Below are 13,555 nucleotides of genomic sequence, written 5' to 3'. Positions count from 1 at the left end.
TCCTATTCCTCTAATAATTTTTGAATATCAACCTTTAAAATACCTATTTCTTCGGTTTCACCATGATCATTGACCCCTTTTTCCTCTAATATAGCTCCACGGTAATAAACAATTGGATTACCGTACTCGTCTATTCTTGATCTTAAATATCCCTCTTTATCAACCAGGGCAAATAGACCTGAGTGTTCAAAACCACCAGGTACATCTGGCATTTCAGCAGCAAAAATATTAAAACCTGCGTTTGCCAATTCATAAATACCTTCTTGATCACCGGTCATAAAATTCCAATTTTCACCGGTAACCCCATACTTCTCTTTATAAGCTTTTAATACTTGAGGTGTATCTACATCTGGAGTAATACTAAACGAAGCCAGTGCAAAATCATCAGCATTCTTAAAATGCTTTTGAACACCTACCAAATTAGTCGTCATTACAGGACAGATACTTGGACATCTGGTAAAAAAGAAATCTACCACATAGACCTTACCCAAATAATCCTTATCGGACACCAAAACGCTGTCCTGATTTATAAATTCAAAGGAAGGCACTTTTCTCCTTTTGCCATCTAACAAAATATAGGCCAATTCTTCATCATCACTATTTTTACCTTCTGAATTTAATCGGTCATTTTCAACGACCGAACCAGAGGACAGTCTATCTACAATTCTTGGTATTACTATAATCCCAAAAATTAGAACGATCAGTGAAACCCAAACGTAAGTATACTTTTTATTCATTATTTAGAACGTTCTGCGTTATTCTTTTTTAAGGCTAGACGATATTCTGCCAAAATTATCTTTACATCATCTACCATTTTGTTATTAAGATCAGATACCAATGTAGAATTGAAGCCATACTTTGTACCATCATCCTCATCATCTGACCTACCTCTTAGAGTTAAATCCTTATCAATAATAAATACATAAGGGGTACTATTATTTTTATCCAACTCAATATCGGTTTTAAGGCTAGAGAATAACTGTTTTATCTCCTCATCACTGGCATAAACAAATTTCCACTTATCATTGTCCGCCAAGGTAGCCAACTCTTTTTTAAGGGCGTTAACTTCCTCATTGGTATTATTAGAAACCATCATTACAAATTGAAAATCCGTAAACTCATAAAAACGCTTATATATCTTTTGGTTCAAGTTAAAGGCATTACCTTTTCTACCTTCCACATCAGCCCCTAAAAAACCCAAAACGGTAATCTTATCTTTAAATTTTGTTGAATCCGAAAACCCAAGCTCTGCAACATTTTTGGTCAATTGAGACAGCTTACCAAAATTAGTGACACCTGAAGCAAAGAATAAATAGGCCACTATTGGCAGCACAAATAAAACAACTAGAACAAAGGTCTTTTTCATAAATAAGGAAGACTGGTACACTGAAACACTTAAACGGTTACAACAGAGATAATCAATATATTACAAACTATACAAAAATAAAAAAGACGGCTATAAAACCGTCTTTTAATACTGTTAATTATAACTTAGAAGTTCCAACCTACGAAGCCTTCTTTATATACGTTATAGATATAATCTGCCTCTACAAGCAGTATAAATGTCAAATAAATAACCAAAAATATCGGTGTCCAAACTATTGCCCGTCTTAAAGCCGACTTCTCATCACGTAAATGCATAAAATCCCAAGCGATATAGTATGCTTTAACCAAAGTTAAAATAATAAAAACCCAGTTAATAAGCTTCATACCCAATACGTAAGTATCGGTCAACGATTCTGGTTTGATAATACCTAATACTACTTCTACAGCAGTTATAAGCGTTAAAAACGCTAAAACTCCCCAAATTTTCTGTGTATTGGATTTGAACTTTACAAGTCCTCTGAAAATTTCTAATTTATGTCCGTCTGCCATGTTACTTTAATCTAAAATTCTTTATACAGTAATGCTGATTGTTTCTATAAGGATTATACCAAGTAGAAGAAGGTAAATACGAATACCCAAACTAAATCTACAAAGTGCCAGTATAAACCAACTTTTTCTACCATTTCATAATGTCCTCTTCTTTCGTAAGTACCAAGAATAACATTAAACCAAATAATAATATTTATTACTACACCTGAGAATACGTGAAAACCGTGAAAACCTGTAATAAAGAAAAAGAAATCTGCAAATAATCTGCTACCATATTCATTATGAACCAAATTAGCACCTTCTACAACTTGTGTTGCATCTGCTAATTTAGCCAACGAAGCTTTTCTATCAAGTACGGTTTTCTTACCTTCTTCGTTAATAAGCTCTGTTCTAATCAATACATTAGGGTTTGCCTTAAAACCTTCAACTACCTCGTTAAGAGAAACACTAGTTCTAGTAGCCTCGTCATAAAACCAAACACCATTTTTTCTTTCATGAACGGTTCTTTCACTAGGAATAGAAGTTGCAAATTCAGATAACGCAACTCTTTTCTCATTATCAGTAGCATCTACAAACTGTAAGATTCTACCTCCCTTTGTCTCTAAAGCACCAAAATCACCTTTAATAAAAGTACCCCATTCCCAAGCTTGAGACCCAACGAATATAATACCGCCAATTACAGTAGCGAACATATACCAGGTAACGGCATTCTTTTTCATTTTATGCCCAGCATCTACCGCCAATACCATTGTTACCGATGACATGATCAAAATAAAAGTCATAAAGGCAACATATATCATAGGATAGTTACCATGAAAAAAAGGAACGTGTGTAAACACTTCGTCCGCTATGGGCCATGTTTCAATAAATTTAAATCTTGAAAAGCCGTATGCCGCTAAAAATCCAGAGAAAGTTAAGGCATCCGACACAAGGAAAAACCACATCATCATTTTTCCGTAGCTTGCTCCTAAAGGTTGATTGCCACCACCCCATACGCTTGTTTCCGTTCCCGTAGTCACCGTAGAATTCATATAATTAATTATAGTTTTAATAAAACTTTAGCAAATTTACATTTTTTTGAACTATTTAAAAACGCAATTTGACCCAAAACTTATTTTGATACACTTTTTATTTTACAAAGAACATAAATAACACCAAATAGACCCACAATAAATCTAAAAAATGCCAAAATGTTGCCCCTAAGGTAACACCTAAATAGTTCTCTTTACTATATTTTCCCTTGTTTTGATTGTACAAAACCACCAATAAAGAAATCATACCTGCCACAACGTGCACTACATGCACCATTGCAATCAAAAAGACATATGAAACTTTAATACTACTAGTTGGTCCGGTAAAGTAATACCCTTGTGCCACCATTTCCGAAAAACCCGAAAATTGCAAAAAGATAAAAAGTATACCTAGACCTAACGTAATCCAAAGCCATTTAGTACCGCTGGCATTTTCACCATCTTTAATAGCCTTTTTTGCCAACATATAACTTATACTACTAATAATGATAACGATTGTACTGTACAGAAAAGCATTTGGCAGTGAAACATCACTGGACCAATCTTCTCTTGAACTACTTACAATGTAAGCACTTGTCCATCCAGCAAAACCCATTAACAAGCTAATAATTCCAAACCACAGCATCATCTTCTTCGCCCTGGCGTTCTTCTCTGCCTCCGTACCTTGTGTTAAATCCATAATTAAGCTAAAAATTTATCTATTACGTAAACTATTTGCATCAGTGTTATGTAACTGACACTTGCCAACATTAATTTTCTTGCAGATACATTATCTCTCTTTCTATACAATTGAAATGCAAACGCCAACATTACCGCCCCCATTAAAAAGATAATTATGGCCGAAACTATTGATAGTTGCAACCTACCGGTAATTCCAAAAACAGGAATGATAGAAACCGCCATCATCCATATAGTGTACATAATTATTTGCAACACCGTAGCCGCATCTTTTTTACCTGTTGGCAGCATTTTAAATCCGCCAGCCCTATAATCGTCATCCAACATCCACCCAAGCGCCCAAAAATGTGGGAATTGCCAAAAAAACTGAATCATAAAAATAGTACCGGGCTCTATACCAAAATCATCTGTAGCTGCCACCCAACCCAACATAAAGGGAATTGCCCCTGGTATGGCACCAACAAAAACAGCTAATGGTGTTATTGTTTTTAAAGGAGTATAGACACTGGTGTACAAGAAAATGGAAATAGCCCCGAACATTGCTGTTTTCGGGTTCAAGAGATATAATGACACAATACCCAGTAATGTTAAAACAATGGCCAGTATCATGGCCGTGTTAACCGTCATACGACCAGCAGGAATAGGTCTATTTTTAGTACGCTTCATTAAAACGTCTAAATCTTTCTCAATAACTTGATTATAAGCATTACTTGCACCTACCATACAATAACCGCCAAATGCCAATAACAACACTTGCCCCCATAGTATTTCATTGGCCCCAAGGAAATAACCGGCAATAGAAGAAAAGACGACACTTACAGCTAATCTAGCCTTGGTAATCTCCTTAAAATCGGCAAAAATCAATGCAACAGCACTTTCATTTTCCGAACCAACAGCCATCTTCATATTTCTTTAAATAGGGGTGCAAAGATAACGCCCCAGTAATATTTCTGCAACCTAAATGCTTTATTTCTAGTATTATTGAAAGTGCCCTTCTGTATACCATTCTACAACGGAAGAAATAACAACACAAGACTTGTCTTTATAAAGACAACTGAGCTAAAAAAATGACAAAAAAAATCCCGAGCATTGTGCCCGGGATTTTATATGTATTGAAACAGTAACTAAATACTATTGTAATTTAAAATTGATAGGAATACTAAACGGAACACGTACAGCTCTACCTCTCTGCTTACCAGGGGTCATTTTTGGCAACTTACTAATAATTCTAGCTGCTTCTTTTTCTAGGTTTTTATCTGGACCACGCATTCTAACGTTACCAATACTACCATCTTTTTGTATAACGAACATTACACTAACCCTACCTTGAACACCCATTTCTTGAGCAATTTCTGGGTAACGGAAGTTCTTACCAATGTGTTTTTGTATCATTTTGTTGAAACAAGCCCTTTTATCGCTTTCATTTTCACAACCTGGGAATACAGGTACATCTTCAATAACTGCGAAAGGCACATCAACGTCTTCTTCGATTTCATCAACAACAACGTCCTCAACTTCAACGATTTCCTCTTCTTGACTAGTTTCAGTAGACTCGATTACAGTTTCCTCAACCTCTTCTTCATCTTCTACAACTTCAATAATTTCTGGTGCAGCTGGTGGCGGTGGTGGCGGTGGAGTTTTAATCTGTTCTGTCATTGGAACTTCTTCATCTAAAAGATCATCCACATTCATAGAAATATCATAATCATTCACCTCATCATACGTTTTCCATTCAAATGCTACATATGTAAATAGCATTACTGCGAACAAACCGATAACGAAATAAAGACTGCTGTTCTTTGTTAAATCCGCTTTAGGATTCTTTTTAGGTTCCATATATTTTCAATTTAGTGATTGCTAATTTAACTAATTAATCGATAAAAATGCAACTAAAATTTTCATTTTAACGAGGGCACTCGAAAAAACAGAAATCTAACGACCAACAATCCTACAAGAGCTCCGGTAGAATTTGCCAAAGCATCTAGCGGATCACCATGCCTGTCAGAAGTTGCCACATGTTGTAGTACTTCAATAATTATGCCGTAGACTATCGCGAATAAAACAATGTACCACAACAACTTAGCCCTACCTACCAATTGTTCTTTACTTTTGGGTATTGCCAAGTAACCCAGCACCACCATTACAGAATAGAAGGTAAAATGTACGATTTTGTCCATATGCGGAATATTGAAGCTAGAGGCACCAATTCCCGAAAAAGAAAATAAGCTGAAAAATGTTACAAACATCATCCAGCTTATGAAAAGTACTTTATAAATAGTGTTTTTAACCACCAATTATCTCTTTATATGCAGCATCGCTCAACAAATCATCTAATTCGCTAGCATTGCTAAATTTAATTTTTACCATCCAACCTTCACCGTATGGGTCACTATTTACTTTTTCCGGCTCATCTTCAAGTGCTTCATTAAACTCGATAATCTCACCAGATAAAGGAGAAAACAAGTCAGAAACAGTTTTTACAGCTTCAACTGTTCCAAAAATAGCTTCTCGTTCTAAAGTTTCATCAAGAGTATCTACTTCTACATAAACAATATCACCTAATTCACCTTGTGCGAAATCTGTAATACCTACAGTGGCAACATCACCATCGATCCTTACCCACTCGTGATCTTTTGTATATTTTAATTCGGCTGGTATATTCATTATAATCGTTTATTATTTTACTTCGGCAAATGTAAAGTTTTCAACTTAGGTTATCAAAACATTTATAAATGTTTAATAAGGCCTCATTTAATCTGTATTCAACTTTTATTAAGTTTCTAAATTAGTTGCCAAAATTGTAGCGAATTGTAAACCCGGTATTAATTGTTGTTTGCGGAAAAGCAGTGGAGACTGCAAATTGAGAGAATGAATGATCATAAAAGAACAATGCATTTAAATTCTTACTTAGGGCATAATCTGCAGTAAACTTCAACGACATTAGATTCTGACCAGAGGTTATTTGATTATTATTAATATCTAAATTTCTAATAATAGTAATGTTATCTCTTAAAGTTACATCCGCTTTCAGATTTAAATCACCTTTTAGCCTTGTTTTATTACCTCCAATATTGGTTACAAATTTTACATCTTTAAAACGATATCCTAAACCAACAGTATATTCTTTACCATTGATCTCGGTCATTAAATCATTATCAAAACTTAATGACAATGTTCTATCTGTTCTTACTTCCGCCAATACACTAACAGAATTCTTCATTTCAAAATCTACCCTTACCAATGGGTTAAATTGATCTGTAAGCACCACATTGTTTAAAATAAGATCGGGCAAAATATCTAGATTCTCTGCATTAATAGCATTTTCACCATCTTTGATCAATTGAACCTTTTCTAAATTCGTTTGGTATGAGTTTATACTATATGATGCGCGATACCCGTGGCTTAAAGAAAAACGCTTGAATTTCTTTTTAAACCATTTGCTCTTCATTAGACCCGTATATTTAATACTCCAGTTAGGAATAGGAATATCCCTAAACGTATCTAAGTTTACGCGTTCGGCATCTTGGCCCGTATATGCTGCAAAGAATGCCGGTAACAAAACATCTTGTTGCGTTTTACCATACAATTGTGGAAAACCATCTTCATCTAACTCACCTACAGGTTGTGAACGGTCAGAAATTAATCTATTAGCTATTGTAATCCTATTATCCTTAAACTGTTGAAAGGTACTTGAGTCAAACTCATCACTCTTACCAAATGCAGTACCGATCATCATAGTAGAGATACTAAAACTACCATAGTTATTGCCCAACTGAAGATTATATTCTTGATCAACAACATTAAAATTCTCTTGATAACTATCAGAATATTGTCTGTCCGCGACCAAATCTATAGTAATATCTTTGGTTGGTTGCGCAGTAGCGGTAATATTCAATTGTTTGTTTGTTCTTTGGATGAATTGCTCATTAAATTCTTGAAAACCGGTTAGCCAACCATTTCTAGCCGCTTCATAACGAACATCTGACTGACTACCGAACAAGAAACCAATAGTGGGTTTCGTAGTACCTACAAAGCCTACAGATTGTGTATACCCAGGAAGTACGGTACCATTGTTCTCACTGTAGTTGAAATTCAATCTTTTTACCATGGTAACAATATCCACTACGGTATTGAACAAATCACTTGTTTTACCTTTAATTTTTTCTTGATCTTCGGAGACAGCACCAGATTTATCCCTTCGTATAGGACCGGCAGTTGATGCTCTTGGAGCGGAACGCTTTTTAAGTCCGATAAGATCATAGAACTTTTGCATGGTCAAAGACGAAGTTATTGTATGTGTATTTGCATTTTGCACGGTGTTGATATATTCACCGGCAACCTCAAACAATGCATCACCACCCCTTTGCCAATCAAAATTACTGGTGTAAGAATATTGTGTACTAATAAAATCTAACGCAGGTATTTTAGAAAATGGCACCTCATAGTTCAATTGCATTTGCTGAGAATGTCTGTTTGGCTCACCTACATCAAAAAAGCCATCCCATAAACCTAATTCATTTCTAATTCTATCTATTGATTCTACAGGCTCATCTTCGTTCAAGTAATTTCTAACGATATTATTATTGGAACCTGTTAAGTTCAATCTAAGTGATTTGGTCAAATTATAATTGACCGCATACTGCCAATTAAATAAATAATTACGCTGCTGAAGCTCCGGCAATTCTATTCTGTCCTCACCATCGGTATAAACATCCCTAAAACGTTGTGCATTAAACTGTCTATTGATATTTGAGGTAACCCCAATATTTGACGGTAACAAGTTTAAGTTCAAATCTTTCAACCATTTCCAATATTTACCCGTTAAGAGCGAATCTTTTTTGGCGAAAGGTGCAATTTCAACCGGTTCAAAACTATGATTATATACAAAACCGGTATTTACATTCTGTTCTTTTAACTCAGCAATTTCAAAATCCCTATGGTCTGTTTCGTTATAACTATAGTTAAAGGTGAAGTTTTCAATATCGTAGAAATTAGCATCGGCCTCTTCACTACGGTCTTTACGCACACCAATTAAATTAATACTGGTACGTTTTGTATAGTCTTCTGCCTGCTCTAAAACCTCATCTTTACCTTCTTGGGTATCTTCGGCCGCTATTCTATCCGCTAGTTTTAAATCATCATATACAGGATCAAACTCCGGTGTGATCATCTGTTCTGATATTCCGTAATTAAACGGTAATTGAATACCCCATTTTTTAGGAAGCAATTGCCCAACATTAACATTGGTAACAACATCATATGAAACGGCATCTTCACGTGCACGCTCATTTGGCATTTGATCTATTGAACCAAAACCTGAAGTACTCTTACTACCCGTTGCACTAAAGTTGGCAAAATCTGCAATATTACCGTCTACTGCGGCAATTGCGGCCCAACCACCGTTATTATCCAATCCTGCAAGGCGTAGTTCATTAAACCATACTTCACCTCTTGCCGGTAAAATATCCTGGTTTTTAACCCCCACCATCATAGTACGTATACTACCTAAAGAAGGGTTACCTTTAATACCAATACGTATTCTACCTGGTGTACGAACATCAAACTCACCAACAGGTATTACTTCACCATTATCAATTTCAAAGAACCGAACATCACTAAGCTCACCATCTGCAATCCATTGCGACTTTACTTTTGTCAAATCGCTAAGCAAAATATTCATCTCGTTGTTCTCTGGCCAGATCTCATCATCTGAAACCGCCGTAAAAGGCGTAAACTCTAACGGTAATTCTATTTGATAGTAGTTTTGGGTAAAATCTGTACCCATACGCAAGAAACCTACCAAAGGTGTAGAGGTATCCGCATAATCACTATCTATAATTTTTTCGGCATGTATGAACATTTTCAATTTCTCATATTGACGAATATCAACGTTCAAATTTTTAAACACTCCGCGTGAATCTTCAGACTCTAAATTAGAAACTGTCAATGAAAGGGATTGCTCGTTCTGGCGAATAATGGTGTTGTTATTATTTAACTGTTCCCTAACCACACCCGGAGGCAATACGTACGGTATTGGGGTTCTACTACTATTTTCTTCTATGTTTACGGTATTTACATCTAAGGTAGTACCGTCGTCAGAGGGATCACTATCAATATTTTTATCTTGCAATGTACTTGTATAGGTACGCCAATCTCCCCTAACCAAATCTAAAGTTGCAAAACGCAAAACTGTAGGACTATTAAACCCTGTCATGTACATACGCATAAAACTGATAGACCTAAAATCTGTTATACCGCCTATGGCATCTGTAAAGTCGCTCAATGGAACTTTATATTGTATCCAACGGTAATTAACCTCATCTCCGTTTAATATTCTTGGTTCCCCACTTGCCGTACCTTCAATGATATCGGTTACATACTTATCGTTAATAGTAGTATTCGGCTTAATAGCAATACGGTACTCATAATAGCTATTTACGGTATTCATTGTTAAATCTCTATCTACATCTTCCACATCTGGTAATGTAGTAGAGCCCCTGTCCGTATTTGTTACCGAAACAGGCGAGTTCCCTTGTGGATTATTAAAGTCTTGATATCTTTCTAAAATACTACCTTCTCTATTTAAATAGTATACATAATTATCCAATGCAGGATCACTGCCCGGGTTACTGGTATATACATCTGCTTCACGCACATCATCCAAACCATCAAAACCGGTATCCTGCAAAACCCTATTATTTTCGTCAGCATCAAAAGCATAGACCAAAGATTGCGTTGCGGGCACTTCGCCCCAAGAGGTAGGCGAAACAAAATCGTTACTGTTTACACCGGGCAAACCGTTTTCATATTGCTTTTTACCATCGCGCAAAATATCCTCGGATATATTACCAAGGTTAAGCACCAATTCACCCGCACCATTGGCAATACCATCAACATATGGGTCCATTACCCAAAACTGAACAAACTCCACATTACTCTGCTCAAAATCCGTACTACTCAAAGAACGCATCATACCGCCCCATTTTTCCGACGGAGCTTCAGTTTCAAAATCCGGGTTGTTATTATACGGCCCTTTAGCATTTGGATAGTAGACCATATCCAAAGTGGTCTGTACTTGGGTTTGCCCTTGCGCCACATCTGTTTCTGGAAAAACTTCATCAATATAAACCCTACGGGTAGCGTTGATGGAAAGATCGTCATCACTAACAGAAGCCGGTCTTTGCGTAGTATAAAATATGGGATCAATAGTATACCAAGATAACTTAGCCCTACCGTAACCGTTCAATAAGTTATTTAAATCTTCCGGCGAACTACCAAACGGTTGATCATCGTTACCAAACTCCAAAGGCATACTCGCAAGAGACCACCCTAACGATGCCCTAATATCTATTAATGCCTGCGCACCTTCAAAATCATCCAAATACGTAGTTGTTTCCCCTTCAAAATCAGCATTTTTAGGAGAATTGGGTATCAAGGCCGCCATTTCTGCCCTTACCGATATATTGGAAGGCACATCTGTATCTATATTTGGCAGCTTGTTCACCATACGGGTCAAGAAAGGCACCTCTGTAGAAAAGTTAGTATTTAAACCAAAAATAGTATTGTTTACAGACTCTACACCATAGGTAGATTTCTGTGTTAACGGACGTTCGTTCATATTCAATAACGTACCGCCCAAAACAAATTTTTCATTGAATTGATGCTCTACGTTTACACCGGTAAAACGACGCGTTTGCTGACCGAACACAGCATTATTCTCTACCGATATGTTAATAGGCACATTAGAAGCCTCTAAACTCGGATCCAAAATTTGAACCGTACCAGATTGATAATTAACCGTGTAATCTATACCCTCTTGCAAAGTCCTACCATTTGCGGTCACCGTCACAGAACCTTGAGGTACGTTAAATGCACCTATAGAAATACCATTACTACCTTCAGATTTATAAGAGCCCTTTAGCAAAAATTTATTCTTCTCCGGATCTTGAAGTGCCGCAGTTTTTGTTAAAGCATACATATCCCTGAATACATATTGCTCTTGGTTGGCATTATAACCAGAAGTAACATCATACTGGCCACTGTTACCATTCTGTAGCTTTTCATACAAGAACTCTCCAAAAGGTTCTACTTTGGTAAAGATGATTCGGCCGTTTTGCACATCTATAGTCTGCCCGCTAATGAAATCGAAAAATCCGTCTCCACCAGGTTGTATATCGTTATAGACATTTAATCTATCCAAGTTAAATACATTTAATAGAATAGTCTCTTCTAAACCTTCTGGCCAACCAGAACCCGGACCTTCTTCTACCGGGGTTATATAATTTCTTGAAGTAGGATCAGAATATAAAATATTCATCTTAAAATCTTCCTGACTTAAACTATATGCACCTGTAGCGTAAATATTCTTCATCATCAAGTCCCAAATAGGATCAGAGATATTGGTGATATTACTTTTAAGAAGTTTAAGTATTAATGTATTATTCTCAATTACGGCACTAACGTCTTGTGTAACGGTAGTAGCTTCTATACCTCCATTTGCAAATTCACCTACTTGATAAACTTGACCTTGAAAGGTGTACTGATAGGCAACACCCAAAACTTCGTCGTTACTTAGGCGTTGATTTAAGGATATATAACCCAATTGTGAGTTGAAATCATAATCCCTACCCTGCTCTAATTTTCTTGCATTCTCTAGGTACGCATAATCAAAACCCTGGTTTGGAGAATATCCTCCGGCAAAACTACCCGCATTAAACCCACTTTCAACAGTTGCAATCTCCCTAATATTATCGTTTAAGGCACCACCTCCAGAAAGTATTAAAGCGGGGTCATAGTCATTAGCGTTATTTCTAGGTCTTACATCTGCCGGACCGTTGAAGAAGCCAACCCCACTACCATTATTCTGACCTACCCTGGTCTTGGCAATATTAGATTCACCTAAATCTTGAATTGCCACTACATTACGTACATTCAATGTTTGCTGAGTTCTGTTGGTAACCCATACTTCTATTCGGGTAATCTGTACTTGACTCTGTATATACGGATAGGCAGATAGGGCATCATCATAATTGTCCCTAAAATATTGTGCCAGGAAAAAGTGTCTATTTTCGTCATAGTCCAGGGCGGTCAACGTAAAATCATTTAAAGTACCCCCACCCTGAGCAACTACGGTATTATTTTGTGAACGTTGTTCAGAAAAAACAGCCGTCACAGAGGTTTTGCCAAACTGTAATTTTGTTTTTACACCAAATAAACTTTGGGCTCCCTGAATCAAAGAGCTATTAAGTGGCATATTCACGTTACCTACTTCTATAGACTGGATAATATCATCTTCAGTAGGCGTATAATCTAATTTTACAATGTTCTGAAAATCGAAAGTTGCCTCGGTATCATAATTAGCGGTCACTTGCAAGCGCTCACCGATCTTACCTAACATACTAAGACTTATACGTTGATCAAAATCAAACGAAAGGTTAGTTCTATTTCTAGGCGATAAAGAAGGGTTGTCATTTTTCTGCCAAATAACACCTAAATCCATTGCAACGGATCCTTGGGGAATTATCTCAATAGTATTACCTCCAAAAATTGTAGAGAAGAAATCATTATTTACATAGAAGTTGGGAAGTAAATTTTTACGTGCTTCTTCACTACCTTCTTTTTTACCCGAATAAGCATCGGATTTTTCTTTAAAATATGATTTAATTCCTTCTTCCCTGATCAATTTAAAATATTGATCCGGTGTAAGAATTATAGGATAACCAATATTAAAATCGCCCACACTCTCATTATAGATATAACGATCAAGTTTAGGGTCATAAATATATTTGGACACAATGCTTTCTGGATTCTCAATAAGAATTCTTCCCAGATTGTATCCTGTCTTTACCGAGTCTACCTGCTGTTCTTCTGTTCCTTGAGCTACAACACTGGTTATAGAACCCAAAAACATAAAGAATACAAAGACGTGCTTAAAAGAAATTTTAAGAAATTTAGTTACCCCGTTTTTCAAA

At 36.3% G+C, this 13,555-nt stretch carries 10 protein-coding genes; all 10 read right to left on the bottom strand.

From position 1 onward, the window contains the following. Nucleotides 1-2: 2 nt before the first annotated feature. The 10 genes from PXC01_RS06845 to sov all read right to left on the bottom strand — a co-directional run bounded on the left by PXC01_RS06845 (nucleotide 3) and on the right by sov (nucleotide 13,554). Nucleotides 3-737 carry an SCO family protein gene (locus tag PXC01_RS06845; RefSeq protein ID WP_276471572.1) on the bottom strand — a complete coding sequence of 245 codons (735 nt, stop codon included), beginning with the start codon at nucleotides 735-737 and terminating at the stop codon, nucleotides 3-5. Then, on the bottom strand, nucleotides 737-1,366 hold the full coding sequence (locus tag PXC01_RS06840; protein WP_276471571.1) for a thioredoxin domain-containing protein: 630 nt from the start codon (nucleotides 1,364-1,366) through the stop codon (nucleotides 737-739). Before PXC01_RS06840 ends, PXC01_RS06845 begins: the two co-directional genes overlap by 1 nt. Nucleotides 1,367-1,491: 125 nt before the next feature. Continuing rightward, nucleotides 1,492-1,875, bottom strand: coding sequence for a cytochrome C oxidase subunit IV family protein (locus PXC01_RS06835; RefSeq protein WP_276471570.1), 384 nt, complete (start codon nucleotides 1,873-1,875; stop codon nucleotides 1,492-1,494). A gap of 53 nt (nucleotides 1,876-1,928) precedes the next feature. After that, entirely contained in the window at nucleotides 1,929-2,906 is a 978-nt protein-coding gene (locus PXC01_RS06830) for a cytochrome c oxidase subunit 3 (RefSeq protein ID WP_276471569.1), read from the bottom strand. A 97-nt stretch (nucleotides 2,907-3,003) separates the two neighbouring features. Further along, nucleotides 3,004-3,585: a cytochrome c oxidase subunit 3 gene (locus tag PXC01_RS06825; protein WP_276471568.1), complete on the bottom strand. Its 582-nt coding sequence runs from the start codon at nucleotides 3,583-3,585 to the stop codon at nucleotides 3,004-3,006. A 2-nt stretch (nucleotides 3,586-3,587) separates the two neighbouring features. Continuing rightward, nucleotides 3,588-4,490: a heme o synthase gene (gene cyoE, locus PXC01_RS06820; protein ID WP_276471567.1), complete on the bottom strand. Its 903-nt coding sequence runs from the start codon at nucleotides 4,488-4,490 to the stop codon at nucleotides 3,588-3,590. Nucleotides 4,491-4,715: 225 nt separating this feature from the next. After that, nucleotides 4,716-5,420, bottom strand: a complete 705-nt coding sequence (locus PXC01_RS06815; protein WP_276471566.1) for an energy transducer TonB — start codon at nucleotides 5,418-5,420, stop codon at nucleotides 4,716-4,718. A 62-nt stretch (nucleotides 5,421-5,482) separates the two neighbouring features. Beyond that, entirely contained in the window at nucleotides 5,483-5,830 is a 348-nt protein-coding gene (locus tag PXC01_RS06810) for a VanZ family protein (protein WP_276472118.1), read from the bottom strand. Between the two features lie 37 nt (nucleotides 5,831-5,867). Further along, nucleotides 5,868-6,248: a glycine cleavage system protein GcvH gene (gene gcvH, locus PXC01_RS06805; RefSeq protein ID WP_276471565.1), complete on the bottom strand. Its 381-nt coding sequence runs from the start codon at nucleotides 6,246-6,248 to the stop codon at nucleotides 5,868-5,870. A gap of 121 nt (nucleotides 6,249-6,369) precedes the next feature. Next, nucleotides 6,370-13,554 carry a T9SS outer membrane translocon Sov/SprA gene (gene sov, locus PXC01_RS06800; RefSeq protein ID WP_420828580.1) on the bottom strand — a complete coding sequence of 2,395 codons (7,185 nt, stop codon included), beginning with the start codon at nucleotides 13,552-13,554 and terminating at the stop codon, nucleotides 6,370-6,372. Nucleotide 13,555 lies beyond the last annotated feature (1 nt).

This window comes from Maribacter huludaoensis (genome assembly GCF_029350945.1).
Classification (GTDB): Bacteria; Bacteroidota; Bacteroidia; order Flavobacteriales; family Flavobacteriaceae; genus Maribacter; species Maribacter huludaoensis.
Note: the sequence above shows the minus strand (reverse complement) of the source record. Positions and strands in the feature narration are given on the sequence as shown.